The sequence below is a fragment of the Pseudomonas putida genome (genome assembly GCF_025905425.1).
GTDB lineage: Bacteria > Pseudomonadota > Gammaproteobacteria > Pseudomonadales > Pseudomonadaceae > Aquipseudomonas > Aquipseudomonas putida_AF.
Window position 1 is genome coordinate 3,532,844 of record NZ_CP109603.1, and the last position, 19,782, is coordinate 3,552,625.

Annotated in this window: 19 protein-coding genes and 2 pseudogenes; 10 read left to right on the plus strand and 11 right to left on the minus strand. The window is 49.6% G+C overall.

Features of this window, described 5'->3' with window-relative positions; translation table 11 throughout:
- Positions 1 to 125: 125 nt before the first annotated feature.
- The 4 genes and pseudogenes from OGV19_RS15720 to OGV19_RS15735 all read left to right on the plus strand — a co-directional run bounded on the left by OGV19_RS15720 (position 126) and on the right by OGV19_RS15735 (position 5,628).
- Entirely contained in the window at positions 126 to 962 is an 837-nt protein-coding gene (locus OGV19_RS15720) for an abortive infection family protein (protein ID WP_264309600.1), read from the plus strand.
- 348 nt (positions 963 to 1,310) lie between these two features.
- Positions 1,311 to 1,778 carry a response regulator transcription factor gene (locus tag OGV19_RS15725; protein ID WP_264313951.1) on the plus strand — a complete coding sequence of 156 codons (468 nt, stop codon included), beginning with the start codon at positions 1,311 to 1,313 and terminating at the stop codon, positions 1,776 to 1,778.
- An 8-nt stretch (positions 1,779 to 1,786) separates the two neighbouring features.
- Positions 1,787 to 3,973: pseudogene (locus OGV19_RS15730) on the plus strand (transporter substrate-binding domain-containing protein); the annotation flags it as partial.
- Between the two features lie 59 nt (positions 3,974 to 4,032).
- Positions 4,033 to 5,628 (plus strand): recombinase family protein, encoded by a 1,596-nt coding sequence (locus OGV19_RS15735; protein ID WP_264309601.1) that lies wholly within the window; start codon positions 4,033 to 4,035, stop codon positions 5,626 to 5,628.
- A 64-nt stretch (positions 5,629 to 5,692) separates the two neighbouring features.
- On the opposite strand, the gene OGV19_RS15740 is transcribed toward OGV19_RS15735, so the two are convergent.
- Positions 5,693 to 7,243 (minus strand): EAL domain-containing protein, encoded by a 1,551-nt coding sequence (locus OGV19_RS15740; protein WP_264309602.1) that lies wholly within the window; start codon positions 7,241 to 7,243, stop codon positions 5,693 to 5,695.
- 351 nt (positions 7,244 to 7,594) lie between these two features.
- Between OGV19_RS15740 and OGV19_RS15745 the strand changes: the two genes are divergently transcribed.
- On the plus strand, positions 7,595 to 9,262 hold the full coding sequence (locus OGV19_RS15745; RefSeq protein ID WP_264309603.1) for a hypothetical protein: 1,668 nt from the start codon (positions 7,595 to 7,597) through the stop codon (positions 9,260 to 9,262).
- A gap of 39 nt (positions 9,263 to 9,301) precedes the next feature.
- Here OGV19_RS15745 and OGV19_RS15750 read toward each other — a convergent pair whose 3' ends face one another.
- From OGV19_RS15750 to OGV19_RS15775, 6 genes are all read right to left on the minus strand, one after another.
- Positions 9,302 to 10,705, minus strand: coding sequence for a C-type lectin-like domain-containing protein (locus tag OGV19_RS15750; RefSeq protein WP_264309604.1), 1,404 nt, complete (start codon positions 10,703 to 10,705; stop codon positions 9,302 to 9,304).
- Between the two features lie 102 nt (positions 10,706 to 10,807).
- Positions 10,808 to 10,936 (minus strand): hypothetical protein, encoded by a 129-nt coding sequence (locus tag OGV19_RS15755; protein WP_264309605.1) that lies wholly within the window; start codon positions 10,934 to 10,936, stop codon positions 10,808 to 10,810.
- A 166-nt stretch (positions 10,937 to 11,102) separates the two neighbouring features.
- The gene (locus tag OGV19_RS15760; RefSeq protein WP_264309606.1) at positions 11,103 to 11,285 is read right to left on the minus strand and encodes a hypothetical protein; all 183 of its coding nucleotides are present in this window, start codon (positions 11,283 to 11,285) and stop codon (positions 11,103 to 11,105) included.
- A 49-nt stretch (positions 11,286 to 11,334) separates the two neighbouring features.
- On the minus strand, positions 11,335 to 11,868 hold the full coding sequence (locus OGV19_RS15765) for a hypothetical protein (RefSeq protein WP_264309607.1): 534 nt from the start codon (positions 11,866 to 11,868) through the stop codon (positions 11,335 to 11,337).
- Positions 11,865 to 12,227, minus strand: coding sequence for a hypothetical protein (locus OGV19_RS15770; protein WP_264309608.1), 363 nt, complete (start codon positions 12,225 to 12,227; stop codon positions 11,865 to 11,867). The genes OGV19_RS15765 and OGV19_RS15770 overlap by 4 nt, the downstream gene beginning before the upstream one ends.
- A gap of 47 nt (positions 12,228 to 12,274) precedes the next feature.
- A complete protein-coding gene (locus tag OGV19_RS15775) occupies positions 12,275 to 12,583 on the minus strand; it encodes a hypothetical protein (protein ID WP_264309609.1) in 309 nt (102 codons plus the stop codon).
- A 163-nt stretch (positions 12,584 to 12,746) separates the two neighbouring features.
- Here OGV19_RS15775 and OGV19_RS15780 point away from each other — a divergent pair, with 163 nt between their 5' ends.
- Together OGV19_RS15780 and OGV19_RS15785 are read left to right on the plus strand one after the other, a co-directional pair.
- Complete coding sequence (locus tag OGV19_RS15780; protein WP_264309610.1) at positions 12,747 to 13,076, plus strand: helix-turn-helix domain-containing protein; 330 nt, start codon at positions 12,747 to 12,749, stop codon at positions 13,074 to 13,076.
- 210 nt (positions 13,077 to 13,286) lie between these two features.
- Positions 13,287 to 14,291, plus strand: a complete 1,005-nt coding sequence (locus tag OGV19_RS15785) for a replication initiation protein (RefSeq protein ID WP_264309611.1) — start codon at positions 13,287 to 13,289, stop codon at positions 14,289 to 14,291.
- Positions 14,292 to 14,387: 96 nt separating this feature from the next.
- On the opposite strand, the gene OGV19_RS15790 is transcribed toward OGV19_RS15785, so the two are convergent.
- The 4 genes from OGV19_RS15790 to OGV19_RS15805 all read right to left on the minus strand — a co-directional run bounded on the left by OGV19_RS15790 (position 14,388) and on the right by OGV19_RS15805 (position 16,657).
- Positions 14,388 to 14,705, minus strand: coding sequence for a hypothetical protein (locus OGV19_RS15790; protein WP_264309612.1), 318 nt, complete (start codon positions 14,703 to 14,705; stop codon positions 14,388 to 14,390).
- Between the two features lie 335 nt (positions 14,706 to 15,040).
- Positions 15,041 to 15,346: a hypothetical protein gene (locus tag OGV19_RS15795; protein ID WP_264309613.1), complete on the minus strand. Its 306-nt coding sequence runs from the start codon at positions 15,344 to 15,346 to the stop codon at positions 15,041 to 15,043.
- A 183-nt stretch (positions 15,347 to 15,529) separates the two neighbouring features.
- On the minus strand, positions 15,530 to 16,066 hold the full coding sequence (locus tag OGV19_RS15800; protein WP_264309614.1) for a type 4 pilus major pilin: 537 nt from the start codon (positions 16,064 to 16,066) through the stop codon (positions 15,530 to 15,532).
- Positions 16,067 to 16,231: 165 nt separating this feature from the next.
- Positions 16,232 to 16,657, minus strand: a complete 426-nt coding sequence (locus tag OGV19_RS15805) for a hypothetical protein (protein ID WP_264309615.1) — start codon at positions 16,655 to 16,657, stop codon at positions 16,232 to 16,234.
- A gap of 109 nt (positions 16,658 to 16,766) precedes the next feature.
- Between OGV19_RS15805 and OGV19_RS15810 the strand changes: the two are divergent.
- The 3 genes and pseudogenes from OGV19_RS15810 to OGV19_RS15820 all read left to right on the plus strand — a co-directional run.
- Positions 16,767 to 18,218 (plus strand): annotated as a pseudogene (locus OGV19_RS15810) (ATP-binding protein); the annotation flags it as partial.
- A gap of 81 nt (positions 18,219 to 18,299) precedes the next feature.
- Complete coding sequence (locus OGV19_RS15815) at positions 18,300 to 18,797, plus strand: sigma-70 family RNA polymerase sigma factor (RefSeq protein ID WP_264309616.1); 498 nt, start codon at positions 18,300 to 18,302, stop codon at positions 18,795 to 18,797.
- The gene (locus OGV19_RS15820) at positions 18,794 to 19,771 is read left to right on the plus strand and encodes a DUF4880 domain-containing protein (RefSeq protein ID WP_264309617.1); all 978 of its coding nucleotides are present in this window, start codon (positions 18,794 to 18,796) and stop codon (positions 19,769 to 19,771) included. Before OGV19_RS15815 ends, OGV19_RS15820 begins: the two co-directional genes overlap by 4 nt.
- Positions 19,772 to 19,782: the final 11 nt, after the last annotated feature.

The following is a 19,782-nucleotide window of genomic DNA, read 5'->3' on the forward strand; positions in this document are numbered from 1 at the left end:
TTACGGGGGCGTCCGTCGGTTCGGCCAGCTACCTAAAGACCCTTGAACGGCCATCTACAGGGCAGCAAACCACTGAGCACGGCACTGATACACTTGCCAAACCTTGAAGCCAACCGGGACGGCAAATGGAAAATTTCGTGATCCCCTCCTACGTGATATCGGCGATCGCTGACGCGGTCTCAACGTACGAAACACATGCCAGCCTCGACAGCCTGTTCATGTACGCCAACGCACCTGGAGATCCCCCAGCAGGAAGCAAGCCGGTCAAAGCGCTGGAGTGGCTACGCCGCATAAACAAAGAGAGTGGATCGGGCTCGCTGGTCATCGTCGGACGCATCATCGAGAAATATTTAGAAGAAGATAGCGATGGCGACCCAGCGTTGAGCTTTCATCCAGCACTTATCAAGGAAAAGAAAGCGGCAGTCGGAAGGATCAAGGATGCCCTAGAGCGTGCAGCCCTCATCTACACCCCTGGAGGTCTGCTCAGCCAAGGTAAAGGGCTAGCCACAAAGACCTTGGCGGATCTGATCAAGAGCCGAAATATCCAGGCAATCGACTTTGAATTCGAACGTGCCATCAAGAACATCGAAGCAAGTCCGCGTGAGGCCGTGTCCGCCGCTTGCAACATCCTGGAATCCGTATTCAAGGTGTATATCGAAGAGCACGACCATCTCGCCCTACCGGCCAAGCAGGATCTTCAGGGCGTATGGAAGATCCTGCGAGCCGACTTAGGTCTCGACGCATCAATTTTGGAGGAGCGAGACCTGCAAGAGATCGTCACTGGTGTCGTGGCAACCGTGAATGGGATCGGCGCATTACGCACCCATGCGAGCTCCGCCCATGGGGCCGGTAAGCGTCCATACAAGCTCAAACCACGTCATGCGCGGTTGGCCATTCATGCAGCGCACACCATCGCTGCATTCGTGCTGGAGACCTGGGATGAGAGAAGTTCAATGCGATAGGTCATCCGCGATTCTTTCCATCGTTCACCAACTAGTCGAGGCTAGTCATGGGCGCATGAGCAAATATAGCCGAGCCTCCATTCTTGATGCCCTCTTCAGATTCGGTTTCTCAGTGATGTAGAAGGATGGGGTTGCCTGGAGGGTCAGTTTTAGCTTCACATCCTGAGGCCGAGTGTTGAGATCTTGCATAGCGAAATCATCATGACCTGTTCTGTTCACTCCCCTTCAAAATCGCACCTTTGTCTCCACTGGTCGGGGCTGTAGCAAGGCTGGGAGCTATGGGTTGTGTTGATGGATGAGGGTTAAGATCGGACATGGATTGACACTGATATAGCCCTTGTCTAGAAAATCCTCGACATCAGCATCCCCAAGCTAGACGGGCTGGAGGTGCTTTCCCGCTTCCAGGCCATGTCCCTGCCGCTGAAGGTTCTGGTGCTGACCGCCCAGTCCCCGGCGTTGTTCGCCGTACGCTGCATGCACTCGGGCGCTGCGGGCTATGTGTGCAAACAGGAAGACCTGAGCGAACTGCTCAGTGCGATCAAGGCAGTGCTTGCCGGTTACAACTATTTCCCAAGCCAGGCAATCAAACACAATCAATCGGCAGATACCGACCTGCAACTTTTCCGCCAGGTCAATGACCGTGAACTTATGGTTCTGCAATTATTCGTGCAAGGCCGAAGCAACAAGGAAATCGCCAAAGGCATGTTCCCCAGCAACAAGACTGTGAGCACCTACAAGAAGCGCCTGATGCACAAACTCCAGGTCGAGACTTTGGTGGACCTGATTGAAATGGCCAAACGCAACGCACTGGTCTGAGGGCTTTCATGGCTCGCCATATCGCCCCACTGCTACTCGCCCTGGCACTGGTCAGCGGCGGGGTACAGGCCAACCACCACGGGGTCAGCGCCTATGCCCTGCTGGCGCGTTCACCGGCAACGCCCGCACAGCCTCCACTCACCCCCCCGCAACGTCAATGGCTCGAAGGCCGTCACGAACTGGTGCTGGGTACTTCTGCGCCCGACTACCCGCCCTTCGACATCACCAGTGGCGGGCGCGACTATCAAGGCCTCACCGCCGAGTACGCCAACCTCATCGGCCTTGCCTTGCAGTTACCTGTAAGGGTGCTGCGTTTTTCCAGCCGGCAGACGGCGGTGGAGGCACTCAAACGCGGCGACATCGACCTGCTCGGCAGTGCCAATGGCTATGAAGCCACAACAACCGGCCTGGCACTGTCGCACCCCTATGCCATTGACCAGCCGGTGCTTGTCACCCGTGAAGACGAACGCCGGCCTCTGGACATGGGCCTGGAGAACATGCGGCTGGGCATGCTCTACCATTACCTGCCAAAACAGGAGGTCGCCATTGTCTACCCCAAGGCCCAACTGCTGACCTTCCGTTCCTCTTCCCAAGCCTTGAACGCCGTTGCGTTTGGCCAGGCCGACGTGTTCATCGGCGATACCATCTCCACCCACTACCAGCTCAATCGCGGCCACCTGCCTGGCCTGCGCATTGCCAATTTCAGCAAGCACGAAGCCATTGGGTTCAGTTTCGCCCTGCGCCAGGAGGACACGCAGCTCATGGCGCTGGTGAACGCTATCCTCGACAACCAGCCCGCAGCGCTGCGCACCAGTATTTTCAAGCGCTGGAGTGCAGGCAGCGACCTGCTTCTGACCGACCGCAAGCTGCAACTGACGGACGCTGAGGAATTTTGGTTACAACACCACCCGGTCATGCGCGTGGCCATCGACGATACCGCTGCCCCTGTGTCCTTTTTCGATGGTTCGGGCTATTTCAGGGGTATCACCGCTGACTTGCTGGAGCTCATCCGCCTGCGTACCGGCCTGCGTTTCGAGGTGCAACGCGCCAGCGGCATCGCCGACATGATCGCCCGCCTCAAAGACGGCCGGGCCGATGTGATTGCGGCGCTCACCACCGAGGGTATGGCCGAGCAGGCCCTGCAAATCAGCCGCCCGTACCTTGAGAGTGCCTATGTGTTGGTCAGCCGAGCGGATAAAGGGCAATTCGCCTCCCTGGAACAACTGAAAGACCGACGCATCGCAGTTACCCGATACAGCGCGATGGACGACATGCTCGCCACGCGCTATCCGCACATTGGCTGGATCGAGACCGAGAGCTCTTTCTACTCCATGACACTCCTCAGAAGCGGTGCCGTCGATGCCGTGATCACCACCTTGATCGACGCCAACCATGCGGTGGCAGCCCACCCCGACCTGGTCATACGCACCACGGTCGGCAGCGAGCCCGCCAGCTACGCCATGGCAGCCGCCGGCCAGTCGCAGACGCTCGTGTCGATCCTCGACAAGGCGCTGTTGAGCATTTCGCCCGAAGAACTGGGGGTGATCAATAACCGATGGCGTGGCTACGGCGTGCATGACGACAGCACTTGGCAAAACTTTCGCCGGCTTGCCTGGCAGGTGCTGCTAGGTACGGGGGCGCTGCTGCTGCTGGCACTGATCTGGAATGCCCGCCTGCGCCTGCAGATCAGGCAGCGGCAAAGCGCCGAACGGGCCTTGGGCGACCAATTGGCGTTCATGCGCGCGCTGCTCAACGGTACACCTCACCCGATGTATGTGCGTGATCGCGAGGGTTGCCTGCAAAGCTGCAACGACAGTTATCTGGAATCCGTACAGGCCTGTCACGATGAGGTCATGGGCAAGCGCCTGGAAGAAAGCCTGTTCGCTGACGGTGAGCATACCCGGCAAATCCAGGCCGATTACTTGAAGGTCATGGCGGCAGGAACCCCGTTGATCATCGATCGACCGCTGCGGGTCAAAGGCCGGGAAATGACCATCTACCACTGGATACTGCCGTACCGCGACTCGCTAGGCGAGGTACAAGGCATCATCGGCGGCTGGATCGATATCAGCGAGCGCCGCCAACTGGTCCTGCAGCTGCGTCAGGCCAAGCAGCAAGCCGAGGATGCGAACCGTGCCAAGAGCACATTCCTGGCGACCATCAGCCATGAAATCCGCACCCCGATGAACGCAATGACCAGTGTTTTTAGTAGAAAATGGTAGCATCCAGTATCCTTGAAGGGTTGAGAGCATCCATGACCAGCGCAAACCCCTTGCCCAGAGCCTTTGCGGAGGTGTTCCAGGGCGACGAAACCATCAACGTATATAGCTACATCCGTTTTTCATCCAAGGCCCAAAAGCTGGGGTTTGGCGAGATGCGGCAGCTTGACCAGCTCAAACGGTTTTTTGACCAATACCCACAAGCTCGGCAGGTCGAGCACTACGAGGATTTGGGCGTTTCTGCCTTCAAGGGCAAGAATCTGAAATCCGGCCAGTTGGCCCGGTTCGTGGAGCGGATCAAGGCCAAAGAGATCCTACCCAACGCCTTGCTGCTGGTCGAATCCTTCGACCGAATCAGCCGGATGGGTGGTTATGACGCCCTTGAACTAATAATCTCAATCATCCAAGCCGATTGTGCAATTTACACCCTGTTTGATAACCGCCTCTACTCTCGCCGGAAGCGAGATAGCAGCGTTGACATAAGCCTGATTCAGAACATTCTGGAAAGGGCAAACGATGAAAGCCGTAACAAGTCAGAGCGTATCTCAGACGCCAAAGCCCGAAACTTATTGAAGGGTGAAAACGGCCAGATAATCACGAAGCGGTGTCCCTTCTGGATTAGCTATGTTGATGGCGAATTTGTGTTGAACGAGCACGCAGAGGCCGTCAAGCGAGCGACAGAACTTTGTTTTGAAATGGGTGCAAGAACTACCGCTCAAGAACTTAACAAGCTAAATTTTTCAAAAAAATACACCGAAAGCATGATAGGTAAGGTTCTTCGCCAACCTGCAATCTATGGCTCATTCATCGCTATGGAATGGGACGATTTAGGAAAGCCAGTTCAGATTAAAAAAGAGATTAAAAATTACTATCCCGCCGTAATCAGTGAATCAGACTTCCATAGGATTGGTGCAAAGCTAAGTCAGCGTCAAGATCCAAAACTTGCAGGGCGGAAGGCTGCTGAATTTAAAAATATCCTTCGGGGCTTGGTCTTTTGCGCTTGTGGTTCAGGTTTTCGTTATCACGCACAAAAAAGTCAATATGTTGATTTGGTATGTTCCGCCTCATTAGCTGGACGCTGTTCCTATGCCGAGCCGGGGAAAGGCGTCCGATACCGTTATGCCAGGGTTGAGGAGATATTTCTTGCCTATCAGGCCCTAATCCCATTCCATCAGATAATAGCCAAATCCAACGACATTAAAGCCCTCGAAAAAGAGCATGAAGAATTAACAGGGCTCGTCATTCAAAAAGGACAAGCGTTAGAAAGTAATTTTGCCATTCTTGAAAAAGCTTCGGAAACCGCCCAAAAATACGTTTTGAGCAGGATTGAGGAAGTCAGTGAAGAGTTAGATCAACTCAAAGCTAAACAACATGAAGTCGGCCTTAGAATCAGCTCAATGCACCTTGCAACCAAGTCAGCAATTAGCGTGATGGACATTTACAAGCTGCTATTGACTGAAAGCGGCCGAATTAAAATTAACAATTTTCTCGTTAGTCAAGCCGTTAGGGTTTCAATTACCCCAATAAAGAAAAAATATTTCGCTATAGATATTCATCTTTCAGGAAATCATATCGACCGAATTAGTGTCACCCCTGACGGATACACTGCCGAAAATAAAACTCGACTCTGAACCGCTATCAGCCCTAAAACGCACCCAATCAGAGATTGGGCACCTTTTAGGGCTTTGATAAAAATCAATCATGCGCAAAGTTCATTGCCTTGCCTCGAGCAGCTTGTGATTTTACTTTCTCTGTAAGTTCATTTATTGGCAATGCCTTGCTAAATAACCATCCTTGAACAAGTGCGTCAGGGCAAAAATCCAGAATTGCCTTTTTTTGTGTTTCCGTTTCTACACCTTCAAAAACAATTTGAGTATCCAAGGCTTTTGCTATTTCGTAAATTTTTTGCAGAACTATTGCTGCCGGAGAGTTTGTTCCAGCAGCTTGCGTGAACGATTTATCAATTTTTATAACGTCAACATTGAGTTTTGCCAAATAAGAAAGACTTGAATAGCCCGAGCCAAAATCATCAATTAATACCTTATGGCCACACAGTCGAAGATGTTCAATTTTTTCTTCAATTTTACTAATTTCACCCGTTGCACCTTCAAGGATTTCAATTGCAATCTGACTTGCTAATACTCCGTGGGTTTTAGCTGTATCTGAGATATGCCTAACAAGATCACCACCTAAAAGGTCTTTGGTTTCAATATTAAAGCTCAAATATATATCAGGATTGCAAGCCAAGCCTTTCGAGCATTCTTCCAATGCTTTATTAACAATGAGTTTACTCAGATTTTCTTGCAGACCAAGATCCTCTGCCTTTTGGATAAAAACATTTGGAGGGACTGAGCCGAATTTCCTATCATGCCAACGTGCCAAAACCTCGAAACCGGAAACCTTGCCATTAATGCCATGAACAATCGGCTGATATGCAGTTGATATTAATCCGTTTTTAATGGCATATTTCAAACGGTAGGAAAGTGAATCCCTAACCCTTCGGTATTGGTGGGCAGCATAGAAAACTAACAAGCCCAATGAGCACCCAATCAATGCAATAAACAAGAGAAGGCCAGGTTTATTGGCCATGAAAATATTGGCTTGAATATTCGAGCTAACACAGATGTCGTATTTTTCAGAACACAGCCTTGCGAATGCGCTGGTTAGCATATTACCTTGATGAGAATCACCGAATGTGCGCATGATGGTTTTACCATCACGAGATACAATAGATGAATTTAATTCCACTGACGGAGATTCAAAAGGTGCAAATGCGGTGGGTGATGTAACAACGAATGAGTTTCCTTTTGCTGAAATATCAATTTTTACTGAGCTGGGGAAATAACTTGAAACGCCACCCCAAAGTTGAACATTGTTTCTGGTAACTCTACCATCACCAACCAATCGAAATGAGGGGATTAACCCCCACATAGCAGAGCAGTTAATGGTTTTATTTTCGATTCGTCCAGCATCTTTTACAAAGCGATATTCATAGGTGACTCTTTTTAGAGCGTCCAGGTCTGACGGTCCGCAAGATTGTTCAGATGCTTTGTTTAGTTCATCAAGTGCAGCGGTAAGGTTTTCTGCAACCGTTTCCGCATGGTTTAGCACAACGTTAGCGTAGGATTCTATTCTGTTGTCTGCACTAATCAACCATAGAAACTGTGATACTCCAAACGAGAACAGCACTCCAACAGTCATGCATCCAGCTAAATAGCACAGAGTGCTTTTTTCGAGCTTTTTCATGCGCACCACCCGTGATTCCCTATTTCCGTCTTATGCCACATCTCTGTGGGGTTGCATAGGGTCTCTACGTGCATTTTTCCACCATCACGCTATGCGTGACGGCGCTGGACAAATCCAGCACCAAAAGCAGGCCCTAACAAGTCAGGGCCAGCCGGACAAATCCGGCTAAGAGCAAAAGCATTGATCCAAATGCTAATATTTAAGTAGGGCTTCTTTTAACCCGTTGGGCTTACCACCACACTTAACTTCGTTAAGACGCTTCGCTTGCGGTAGTAAGCACGGGTTCCTGGCCGGAAGGGCAGAAGCAAAAACAGTGTGGACTTAAAAATTAACTATCAACATGAGGACAAAATGAATGGCAAAAAAATAACTTCGATGATTTTCAAAACCTTGAACTACACGAATGAAATCAAGAAAAAATCAACAAATGGACATGGCGGTCGCCGTCAATTGTTCAAGAGCCTGCGCCACTCTCTGCGCATTCCCGCAAGCCAGCCCAAGAAGCTGGAATGGTTCGATGAACAATCTCATTTAAATTTAATCTGGCTACCAGAAATCGGCACGATAAAATTAAACGACTATCCGAAAGAACAAAGGGAATCTCTTCTTGCGAAAATAACCAATGAATCGGAAGCGCCAGCACTGGTTAAGAACAACAGGGCCGAATTATTGGAAGCGCGCACAAAGCTCAAAAATAAAGTCAAAAATGCCAGTAAAAAAGAAACGGACGAAGGAAGCATTCTTGCCTTTCAGAATATCCTGAACGTATCAGGCACCGCTGACACTGAACAGCTGTTGTCCGACCTTGATCAATTCGATATTAAGCGTAAAAGCCAGAAGCTCGACACTGCAAAGCAGTTTCTCGACTGCCATAACGAGATTGAGCTTGGCCCTAATCCACTCATCAAGAAAAATCAGGCTGTTATTCAAGAAGCTTTTTTCAAGTTTCCTTCTAAAAATGAAGTTTCAGGGGTTAGCGCAGCAGGTCGAATTGACTTAATCAAAGATTTTTACCAGCAGGTGTTTCCTGAATACCCTATTCACTTCATTGTTTTGCACGGTGATGAAGACGTTGATCTAAAAGATCATAGCGACCATCCGCATTTATTCATTTCAACAAAGAACAGTAAAACCGGGCGTTACGACCTGCGCGAAACGCAGATCAATCAAGTTAATTCCTATCTGAAAAAGCATCGCCCAGGAACAGAACTGATTGGCGAGAAGCCTGATTTTTTGGAGTCTCAATTACTGTTTGGGTATTTGCAGGATATGTTTTATGCCTATACAAATAATAGACTATTGAAAAACACCCCTTACTATGCAAAAAAACACGAAAAGACCGAGGGGCACATGAACACACTCCGCTACATCAACGGAGAGGCAAAAAAACCAAAATCGGAACGTGCCTTTAACCTCTACACACTCGCCAAGGAACAAAGAGACGAGGCTGTTAGAAAAGCCCAGTTGGCGAAGCAGGAGGCTGGGCAGGCAAAGGAGAATGCACAGAAAGCCCAAGAATACACACAGAAGGCTAAACGATATGTCGCCACTCAGCTCAGCAAGGCGGAAGATGCCACGGAGCGCCACAGGATGGCTATGGAGGCCACAGCAGAGGAATACGAGCAGGCAGACGCTTACCGTCGCAAATCAGAGCATTACAAGGACGTTATAGATAAGGATCGTGTAAAACATGATAGAGATCTTGTAGCCCATGCCAAGATAAAAGCCGAATTAAAGCTATTCAGAACCAATCTTTCTGATTTGATAGATGGCATCACAAGCTGGATTGAAGAAACGTTCGCCGCTCGACGCCAAGATATTCAGGAAAAATATCTGGAGCGAGCGAGAAAAGCTTATGAGCGAGTAGTAGAAAATGACGAATCAGAAGATAAACAATTTACAAAAGAGGCAGAAGCCAATGTAGACGCACAGTTAGGGCAAATTGACTTATATGGTAAAAGAATCCCAGACCTACCGTCTGCAAAGGAGATACGACGAAAGATCATCAGGCCAAGATAATGAAAAACCACCTATAAGGTGGATTTTCGGATTGAATACTTAACGACTGGAAGTTATGCCAGTAAGTCCCAAGCCAATTGGAATTACGCTAATAACCGTGCTTTTCTTGGTTGGTGGCCTCGTCTGCAAATCACTCACCTTGTAATAATTAACTATAGCAGATGTGCCATCGAACGTTACGTCTTTCAAAATCACTGATTTTGCTGCCACAGCGGCAGCTGTGATCTCTCCAGCGCCCAAATATTTATCTATTGCTATTGGTAGAGAAATCTCCACCTCAGCATTCTCAGTGCCAACTACTGACTGAAACTTAGCAATCAACGCGCCAATCTTAGCAGGACTATATGCACCACTACTCATGTCGTCTATGTTTACGGTGAGTTTATGGCGTTCATTTGCAGCCCAATTGGATGTAGCAAGGCTATTGAGATACTTGGAGAATGATTCTCCATTTTGCAGGCTGGACGAGGTAACAGAGATATTGCTTAATAAACCATTAGGTGTAGCACCTGCATCAACCGTAGGCTGATTATCGACCTGAATAGAAGCACAGTTATTATTGCTAACTACCCACTGACTCCCGTAAGGGTAGCTGATTTGACCTTGGGAATTTGTTGCTTTAATCCTGTATCGTTGAATGCTCCCTGTCTGCCCCGCTGCGCATGCTAACTCATCTGTCTCTTGTATAACGTCAGTGATTTGTGCGACGCATGACTCAAAATCTACGTTCGTGATCTCAAATTGAAATTTAGTGTCGGTTGTTTTTGCAGTAGCGCTGTATGTCGTTGTGTAAGTTCCGTGCTTATATACTGTCCCTGAATAGGTTCCTTGCGCAACTCCATAATAAGAATCGCAGCTTTCCTCCTGAACACCATCCTTTGTTTCGATTGTCTCAGAGGGGATAGGCTTGCAAGTGCTGGAAACATTCACCCAGCCAGAATAATTTCTTTTAGTGGCATCGCTCCAAACCTCATAGGTCCGTTTCTGTTGGATTGATCCAGTCTCTCCAATTGCACAAGCCACATTCCTATTCTCGGTCTGAGTGCTCTGCTTTACGGCTGCACATGTCTTTTTAACATCCTTCCAAGATGAATAGTTCTTTTTGCTCCCATCAGACCATAGCTCGTAGGTTCTGCTTTGCGTCCATGTCCCGCTTGGTTGCGCTGCCGGGCAACTGAGCGATTTACTCTCAGTTTTTGTGGATTGGTATACAGGTGCTACTACTTTGCATGTATTACTTACAGGGTTCCCCCAGTAAATACCGCCAGAGTTGCAGTTGAATGCATTGCCGTTAACCGTTGCTTGATAGGTAATCAGCCCCGTCTGTCCAGTTGGGCAAGCAGCCGTTTTGGTGCAGGTAATCCACCAAAAACCACCATCTGCAGAAGCGTGAGGGAGTAAGAAAAGTAAAAATACAGGAAGGAAATATTTCAGGTTTTTCATTTTTTAATTATTTGCGTATACGTAAATTGTATCACGCAAAAAAAACAAAAGAATCTCTACGTCAATGTAACTCCTTCTGCTATGAGCATACTTAAACCCTGATTATTTCTTTTTGGCGGCGGCGTTCTTGAGCACCATTTGTTTTAGCTCCTCTCGAGTCTGTTCAAACATTGCTTTCGGGTGTGCTTCTTCTTTGTATTTGTTTCTCAAAGCTTTTAGAGATGTCATCATTATATATATCCTTTTTCACATGCTAACACTTACCACCCTAACTTTTCAAGTGAGTGCAACGCTGAAAAAATACCATTTACGAATATATTGATAGTGCCTCATAAAAAAGCACCTCTACCTGTAGAGTGAGGCGCCTTTCAATTACATCTATGTATTGGAAATATTTTTAATTCTGAGCTTGCGGGTTTCTTATCAGCTTGCCGTCTTTCCAAACAAAATAAGGTGGTTTTGTGATTTTTACAACGCTACCTCCTGCATTGTTCGGGTTCCCGCTCCCATTACTTTCGGCAAATGCTCCCGAGGTGGCGAAAGCACACAGAGCGAATATTGTTATAGCGATTTTTTTCATTGTATATACCTTTTTCATTATCGTAACTTTTGCTTAACTAAAAGCAAGTTTATTTAAATGTGGTGTAGCTATATCCCTTCCCCGTTAGGTAGGAGTGGTTTTTATAAAACCATTCAGGGTTTTTCAAATCGTCCAGGCCATCACGAACCAAATAGACTTGCACCAGCCCCACGCTGCCATTCTTTCGCACTTCGCCGGAATGCTGGGCCTGAATACTGGAAAACCCTGGCCGCTGTCGTATGTCCAGATACACTCCTTGCCCACCGTTAACACCGTTGGGAAGACGAATATTTGGATAGCCAAACAGTGGTTTTCTAAGCTGATAGAAATTAGCTGGAACCACTATGTTCACTATTGTTTGAACGTTATATTTACTGCCATTGGCAGGGGAACCACATTCATTGACCATTCGCTCAATGTCGGAATGTTCTCGACTCCCTATAAAGCCTTTGTCATCGTAGACTTGCCAGCCTTTGATATTCGTCATACTTAGAGCTGGTCGATAGTAATAATATCTATCTTGGCAGGCTGCATAGCTTTGGCTTGCCAAGCCTAACCCCAGTAGCACAATAAAAATTTTCATCGCCACCACCCACCATTGCCAGCGTATAGAGCGAACCACACACAAAAAAGTAGTATCAAAAATCTCAAAAAAGGATGGATGCGCTTAAGGCACCAATCCACAAGCATCATTGCAGTCAAACCTATCGGGACCATTAGCAAAGCTGAAAAGTAGGATTTGTTATCCCAAAAAAATATTCCTGCAAAGAAAAAGAAGAGTAGCGTTACAATCTGCGCCAGCTTCCCGTTCAAGTCAGCCGGTTTAAGTCCATGATTTAATGCTGCTCTATAAGCCTCTTCATCATGCTTAAAAGCGTGATAGTCGGTTCTATGCTTTGAACCATCATTAGCTACATATAGCCCATTTTCGTCTTGCTTCATTTATCAGCACCCCAGCAAAAAAGCCCCCATGAGGGGCTTCTTATTTATCAGCGGCTGAAAGCACCACGGATGGCGGAGCGGATGGACGAACTCACCTCATTTTTCAGCGTGCTGGATGCTTCCTTCGCCATGTCCGACGCCATAGACGACCCTTCCTGAGCTACGGCGTTCTGCACCGTGCCTTGGCTCGACTGACCACCACCCAACGACTGCACCGGCTGGCCACCTTCCATAGCGACTTGCTGCGGCTGGGTCGGTTGTCCCAGGAGCGATCCGGCCTGTTGCTGCATCTCTGCGCACCCAACCATTCCAGCCGCCCCACACCCCAGCACCAGCGCCATAACTACCTGTTTCATCTGCCTTTTCTCCTGTCCCAGACGCCGGCCGTTGATCGGCAGGCGTAAAAACTCTACCTAAAAGGTCACATTATTAGAAGTACAAAATCAAAAGGTGACTTATGAGGGCGTTTTAAAGGCCGCTCCCGTGTCGTTAAGTGATTGATTCTTCAAGGGATTTCTCATGGCACGAACAGACATCGGTAAGGCGCTACGTCACTACCGGAAGCAGGCAGGTCTGACACAGGCCGAGTTCGGCGAGCTGACAGGCTTCGATCCGAAGACCATCAGTCGATTGGAGACGGGCGACCGGACGCCAAGCCTTGATGCGCTTGAGACATTCGCCCGTGTTTTGAAGGTCCAGGTTCGTGACTTCTTTGTGGAGACAAAGACAGAACCGACCGAAGAAGAAATGCGTGCTTACCTACTGAACGTTATTTGTAAAGCAGATAAAGGCGCACTTTTAAAACTCAAAGCCGCTGTTGATAAAGCCCTTGCATCCAAAACAGACTAATTCAATCTGAATCATAAAACAAAACCCCTTAAAATTTGCACTTTAAGGGGTAAATGTTATCTTGCTTATAAAGGAGTAGAAATTCCGGGGCGACCAACCTTAACAATTTCTACGCTCAACACTTTGTATATTCAATATACCATTTAAAGTTGATGTAGCAAGAGCCAGTCTCGAATTTTTCTCCTGATAATAAAAATAATAGAGGAGAAAATGCACTGCAGCCAATTAACGCTCGAAAATACGCTTGAAGTATACAGGTCGAAACTTCCTAAAAAGCCCTACCATACAAACAACTACTTATTCGGAAAGCAAGTTGGCACAGTAAGTTCAGCTATAAAATCCATCTACCTTCAACCCAATTCGCTGACTCACAAATATTTCATGATATTTGATTTGGATAGTGAAATGAGCGTGCTGGACTGGTCGGATAAAGGATTGCCAGCTCCGCACTTGATAGTCAGAAACTTAGACAACGGCCGCTCTCACCTAACCTACATCCTCAATACATCTGTTAAAACAGACGTTAGAGGGCTTTTAAAGCCTATTAAATATTGTTCGGATGTTGAGCATGGGCTTGCTGTGAGAATCGGCGCAGATATGAACTATAACGGATTACTGACAAAAAACCCGTTCAATTCAGCCGCCTATAAAGTTTTCTCCTTTGAAGATGAGCCGTATGACTTAGATTATCTTAATGAGTTTGTAGATAAAGACCTTGTTAGGCAGCAGAGGGAGGCGAAGAAAAAGAAGAACGTAGAGGACGGATTCGCATCTGGAAGAAACTGCACCTTGTTCGAAACGCTACGCTTATGGGCCTATTCGAATTGGCACAGGTTCCACCAGGTCGAGTTACATGCCGAGATCCTTGACCAAGCGATGATGTTCAACACATTTGAGTGCCCGTTAGGCATGAACGAGGTTAGGACCATTGCCGACAGCGTGTATCGCTTCATCACTCAGCACTTTTCAATTGAAAGGCTCAACGAACTGAAAAGCGAGCGAGCTAAGCAATCAAGAGCCAAAAGCAAAGGAAACGTGATTTACACAGGGGATAAACCTTGGGAGGAAGAAGGGATACCGAAACGAACCTACTATTACAGAAAGATAAACGGAGTTAACACAGAGCGCCAGACTATTTCTAAGGCCAAACCTTGGGAGAAATTAGGCATAGGAAGAACAAAGTGGTATGAGCTTGGCAAGCCGGACAAAATTTAGTCGCGGACAAAAGTTGCACTTTTACTATATCAGGGATAATAGCCCAGTAGGGGAGGTTTCTGGACGGATATTCCCCTCCTAATCCAATATTCTCGACTAAGCTCCAAAAATCTCCCTTCTACGGTCTATTACCTTTTGAATTTTTTCCCTGTAGGTTTTCCAGATGGGAATATCAAAGGTTATGCTTTGCTCGATAATCAGGTGTGCATGAACCTTACAATGCCCATTCAACAGTCGCCACGCATCTATTTTGATGCTCAAATCATCTTGGTTAAATATTGAAGGATTGAAAGAAAGAAAAAACTCTAAAATCTTAACCCCTTCAATTCGGTCGGTGAGGATTACTCTTTCTAACTCACGGATGGAGCTATTTACCTGAATTACCGCACTTTCGTAATCGCTTGCTCTATCCATTGCACTGCACTCCATTTTCGCCAAAATACTATACGTGACCTGGGGAGCTGTCAATTTTACAATGACAGGGAGAATGACGTGGCAGTAAAATACCGGACTTTTACTATATCAGGGATAATAGCCCAGCAGGGGGAGTGTCTGGGCAAGGAACGTGCTCATCAATCCTCTAATTTCCGCAAAAACGCCGTAGCTGTTTTATCAACACGGCGCAAATAAAATTCATATAGCGTATGGAGCTATGCTACTTTAGTCTTATGATAATAGCCGCTTTCACGGCGGCTTTGCTTGGGAGGTTAGGCAGGTGAGCGGCTGAGCGGCCATGGCCCAACAATCTTTCAGCGTTTGTATGAATTATTTCTATTCTTGGACTTTGCCTTATTCGATAGCAGGTCCGACTCAATGTCTGCTGCCTTCATCAGTGCGTCAAAAGCGTCCGAATTTGCAATATTGGTTGATGCCTTCGCCTTAGATTGCCACTGCACTTCATCAGCGTTAGGTTTATTATTTGTATGAAATGCTTCATGTTCCATCATTGCCTTGTCTTTTTCTGGCTTAGCAACAGGAAATAAGTCATCAAAACTCATTCCTGCATGTAATGAAGTATCAATGATAGGGGCGTTTTTTTGGGGGTGCTTGTTCATTTTAATTAAGTGTTATTGTTTTATTATATCATTACCAATATTGAATCAGCGTCATCACGAACATTTGAATTCCGGGGCATGACAGGGAGCAGAGGGTATCGACTAACTCTCTTCCCATTACGCGAGACAAATGCCAGACAACAAAAAAGCCCAATCCAGGGCTTTATTTGCGTTCACTGAGCATTAAGTGTTCGAGCCTAATCTAACAAACTCGAGACTGGTTGATGCTCCACCATTATCACCACAGACTGCTCCCACTTGAGTTATGCTATATTTTTCATCAAATGTAGCTTCAGCTTTACCTTTTACAGTATCCCAGCCAACTGCTTTTTGTGATCTAACAATGTTAGAGCATACTTCCCCACTTGGCACGTTTGTATAGGTTACGGTGAAGCCGCTTGGCGTTTGCCCAGTTATATTAATGGTTCCGCCAAAGACGTTGCTAATGACTCCCGCCGAGCTTACCTTAACACTCTTAGGAAAAACTCCCATTTTCAGAGCAAGCGCCCTATTTAAGTCTGCGGTATCCTCACTTGCGAATAACTGTTCGGTCTGAGAGAAGATAGTGGATAGTTCTTTGTTTACAGTAGACGCATTACTTGCGTTGCGTGAGTTTGAATAAAGGGCGAATACGCCAGCTATTACTGCTGCGAATATGGCGAACCAAATCAACGTTTCAATTAAAGTAAGGCCTGCGATGTTGCTTTTGTTTTTTATCATTGCTGTGATTTTTTGTTATATATAACATGCTATCACTTATTTTTATAAATCGGCTTGCTATTGGAAATTGAAATGCTAACCTGAATGTAGCTTGTGTTTTTTGTTGTTATTAAACTAAGCCTTAAACCGCCGCGAGGCGGTTTTTTGACACTTGAAATGCTCCAATTAATTCCCTTTTATATAGTCCATTAACTGTCTGGGGACAGTAATTTCTCGGTTCAAGAAACCAATCAGCTCTTGTCCTCCCAGCCGGTTGCCCAAGTCATAGTCCTTATTTCCTTGATAGTTCAATGAATCCATGGCAAAGGATAGTCCATGCTTTTCACCTATAAGTGCGACATGGCCTCCAACAAGAAATGCCATTGTCTTCACATCGTCTCCATAGCCTTCGATTTTGAAGGCTTGCATTGCGCCGGAAAAAACCCCGATGAAATACCCTCTGACGAATGGGCTATGGAATAACTCTTCAAATCCGGGCGTTCCGCCCGAAGCCTTTAATTGAAGGTCGATTATAAAAGACCCAGCTTCAATTGCTGTTTTTTTGACGTCATTTTCTTTGCTTTTCTTATTTCCAAACTTCCAGAATGCCATTTCTCTTCTTCCATATAGTGGCGCACGTAGCTAATCATACCTCTTGGCCAAAGCACCGGGAATGACGTAATTCTCTGCGAAATTCTTTCTACAAAACCATCTACTCATTGCGGTCATCGGCATGCTGGAGCTTGCCGTCAAACGCGCCGACCAGGGACGGGTGGACCGCTCGGCCCTTGAGCTGGCCCATCATTCGGCCAAAGACCTGCTGGGGTTGATGGGCGATATCCTCGACATTGTGCGCATCGAATCCGGGCACCTGTCACTCGCGCCGGAGCCGGTCGACCTGGCGGCATTGGTCGAGTCGGTGGGCCGTATCTTCGATGGCCAGGCGCGGCAGAAAGGCCTGGCCCTGGAGGTGATCATCGAGCCGTCGGCCCGCTGCCACGCATTGCTCGATCCGCTGCGCTTCAAGCAGGTGCTGTCCAATCTTGTCAGCAACGCCATCAAGTTTACCGAGCATGGCCAGGTACGCATCTGCGTTTGTCTGCAGGAAGACGCCACCTCCCCCGCCCCGACCCTGGAGCTGGAAGTGCGTGACAGCGGCATCGGCATTCACGCCGATGACCTGCAACGTCTGTTCCACCCGTTCATCCAGGCCAACCCGCACAGCCAGGGCGCCCGCGCGGGTACCGGCCTTGGCCTGGCTATCTGCCGGAGCCTGTGCGAAATGATGGGCGGCACCCTGACGATCAAGAGCCTGGAAGATGTCGGCACCCAGGTTCGCCTGAGAATGCCCTTACAGCCTGTCAGCGCCGCCTCTGCCGAGGCCCCGGTCATCGAGAACGTCAAAGTGCCCGATCCACGCCTGAACGTACTGGTGATCGACGACCATCCAGCCAACCTGCAGTTAATGGCGCAGCAGCTTGGCTACCTGGGCCTGGGCCACACCTGCGCCAGGGATGGCCGTGAAGGTTTGAGCACGTGGCGTGCAGGCACCTTCGATGTCGTGGTTCTCGACTGCAACATGCCGCACATGAACGGCTATCAGCTGGCCAGCGCCGTGCGTGCCGAAGAACGGCAACACGGGCGACCGCGCTGCACCATCCTCGGCTACACCGCCAACGCGCAACCCGAGGTCATGCGCAAGTGCCTGGATGCCGGCATGGATGACTGCCTGCTCAAACCCATCAGCCTGAGTACACTCAGCCAGCGCCTGGCCGGCATCGACCCGCAGGGCCGGCAGCCGTGGCGGCGTAAACCGTTCGACCTGAATGGCCTGGGCGCAATCGTCGGCCAGGACCCGAACGACCGCTCGCGTTTCCTGGCGGCCTTGCACCAGAGCCTGCGTACCGACCTCGTGATCTTGATGGGCCTGCCCCCGGAAGACGGGGCAGCAGTTGCCGACCAGGCGCACAAGATCCTCAGCGCCGCGCGCCTGCTGGAGGCAACCGCGTTGATGGCCGCCTGCGACGCACTGGAGAATACCGGGTTGCCCCCACAGCAACGGCGGTTACGGCGCCAAGCGCTGGCACGGCACATGCGCCGCGTGGAGAAAGCGCTGGTCGATGAAGTTGGCCTGAGCGACGCAGAAACAGACAACCCCGCCAGCAGGCCGTGACAGGCATCGAACATCGCGGGTTGCTTTTTTAATGAGAAGCATTAGCATGCTGGCACTTTCACCCCTCGTGAGTACCCGCACATGCCCCGCCCACACGACATCGGTGAGCTCTATGTCCAGCACCATGGCTGGGTGGTCGGCATGCTCCGGCGCAAGCTGGGCAACCGTGAACAGGCGCTGGACATGGCCCAGGATACCTTCGTCAGGTTGTTGCGCAGCGAGTTGCCCTCACTGTTGCACGAACCCAGAGCTTACCTGGGCACGGTGGCAAACCGGCTGTGCATTCAGTATTTTCGTCGACAAGCACTGGAACGGGCCTACCTTGGCAGCCTGGCCCTGCTGGAACCGCAGCATCAGCCCGACGAGGAAACCCGTCTGCTGGTACTCGAAGCCCTCGACGCCGTGGGCCAGGTGCTGGATGGCCTCGGCAGCAAGGTGCGGGACATTTTCCTGCTCTCCCAGCTCGATGGCTGGACCTACCCGCAGATCGCCGAACACCTGGGGCTGACCGTCAATGTCGTGCAGAAAGCCATGCTCAAGGCTTATCGACACTGTTACGCCGCAGTGTACGACCAATGACCCCACCCCCCAGCGATGCCCAAAAGCTCGACCCCGAAGTGGTCGAGCAAGCCATGCTGTGGATGGTGCGTCTGCAGTCTGGCCTGAGCACCGACAGCGAGCGCACGGCCTGCCTGCACTGGCGCCAGGAGAACACCGAGCACGAGAGGGCCTGGCAACGCTTGAGCGGTATTGGCCAGGGCCTGCGCGAAAGCACCGGCGCACTGTCAGCGCCTGACGCACGGCAGTTGCTACAGGCGCGTACCCGGATGTCCAGACGCGGTGTGCTCAAGGGCATGGCCGGGGTCGCAGTGGTCGTGGCCAGCAGCCACGCGATACACCAGCGCAGCCTGCTGCCAACACTGCTCAGCGACTACGGCACTGGCACCGGCGAACGGCGCAGTTGGGCGCTCGGTGAGGGGCTGGACGTGCAACTCGACACGCGCACTGCGCTGGACAGCGATGCCGTCGCCAATGGTCGCTTGTTGACCCTCAACAGTGGGCGCGTACTGGTGGAACTTAGCGCCCCGACGCACGTACGCATCCGTACAGCCGAAGCACATGTACTTCCTTCGGCAGGGTCACGACTGATCGTCAGCCACGGCCTGCCCGGCACACCCGGCACCCGCGTCCAGTTGCTTAGCGGCGCGGCCCTGGTTGAACAGGTACACGGTGAACGTTTCGAGCTCAGCGGCGGCTGGCAGCAAGCCTTCGATGCAATCCAGGCTGGCCCTCTGCTGCCGCTTCCGGCAGCAGCCAGCGCCTGGACGCAGGGCTTGCTGATTGCCGAGCGCATGCCCCTTGGCAAACTGCTGGCCGAGCTCGACCGTTACCGCACAGGCTTTCTGCGCTGCGACCCCGCCATCGCGGCGTTGCAGGTCAGCGGCGCATTCTCTATCGATCAGCCAGACGCCAGCCTGAGCCTGCTGACCAAGGTGCTGCCGGTACGGGTGCACAAGGTCTTCGGCTACTGGGCCAATGTACTGCCTGCATGATTTTTTCACGG

Excerpts from the sequence above, each read along its gene's own strand:
- OGV19_RS15720 (WP_264309600.1), top strand. The coding sequence starts at position 126 with ATGGAAAATTTCGTGATCCCCTCCTACGTGATATCGGCGATCGCTGAC.
- OGV19_RS15735 (WP_264309601.1), top strand. The coding sequence starts at position 4,033 with ATGACCAGCGCAAACCCCTTGCCCAGAGCCTTTGCGGAGGTGTTCCAG.
- OGV19_RS15740 (WP_264309602.1), bottom strand. The coding sequence starts at position 7,243 with ATGAAAAAGCTCGAAAAAAGCACTCTGTGCTATTTAGCTGGATGCATG.
- OGV19_RS15745 (WP_264309603.1), top strand. The coding sequence starts at position 7,595 with ATGAATGGCAAAAAAATAACTTCGATGATTTTCAAAACCTTGAACTAC.
- OGV19_RS15750 (WP_264309604.1), bottom strand. The coding sequence starts at position 10,705 with ATGAAAAACCTGAAATATTTCCTTCCTGTATTTTTACTTTTCTTACTC.
- OGV19_RS15755 (WP_264309605.1), bottom strand. The coding sequence starts at position 10,936 with ATGATGACATCTCTAAAAGCTTTGAGAAACAAATACAAAGAAGAAGCA.
- OGV19_RS15760 (WP_264309606.1), bottom strand. The coding sequence starts at position 11,285 with ATGAAAAAAATCGCTATAACAATATTCGCTCTGTGTGCTTTCGCCACC.
- OGV19_RS15765 (WP_264309607.1), bottom strand. The coding sequence starts at position 11,868 with ATGAAAATTTTTATTGTGCTACTGGGGTTAGGCTTGGCAAGCCAAAGC.
- OGV19_RS15770 (WP_264309608.1), bottom strand. The coding sequence starts at position 12,227 with ATGAAGCAAGACGAAAATGGGCTATATGTAGCTAATGATGGTTCAAAG.
- OGV19_RS15775 (WP_264309609.1), bottom strand. The coding sequence starts at position 12,583 with ATGAAACAGGTAGTTATGGCGCTGGTGCTGGGGTGTGGGGCGGCTGGA.
- OGV19_RS15780 (WP_264309610.1), top strand. The coding sequence starts at position 12,747 with ATGGCACGAACAGACATCGGTAAGGCGCTACGTCACTACCGGAAGCAG.
- OGV19_RS15785 (WP_264309611.1), top strand. The coding sequence starts at position 13,287 with ATGCACTGCAGCCAATTAACGCTCGAAAATACGCTTGAAGTATACAGG.
- OGV19_RS15790 (WP_264309612.1), bottom strand. The coding sequence starts at position 14,705 with ATGGATAGAGCAAGCGATTACGAAAGTGCGGTAATTCAGGTAAATAGC.
- OGV19_RS15795 (WP_264309613.1), bottom strand. The coding sequence starts at position 15,346 with ATGAACAAGCACCCCCAAAAAAACGCCCCTATCATTGATACTTCATTA.
- OGV19_RS15800 (WP_264309614.1), bottom strand. The coding sequence starts at position 16,066 with ATGATAAAAAACAAAAGCAACATCGCAGGCCTTACTTTAATTGAAACG.
- OGV19_RS15805 (WP_264309615.1), bottom strand. The coding sequence starts at position 16,657 with ATGGCATTCTGGAAGTTTGGAAATAAGAAAAGCAAAGAAAATGACGTC.
- OGV19_RS15815 (WP_264309616.1), top strand. The coding sequence starts at position 18,300 with ATGCCCCGCCCACACGACATCGGTGAGCTCTATGTCCAGCACCATGGC.
- OGV19_RS15820 (WP_264309617.1), top strand. The coding sequence starts at position 18,794 with ATGACCCCACCCCCCAGCGATGCCCAAAAGCTCGACCCCGAAGTGGTC.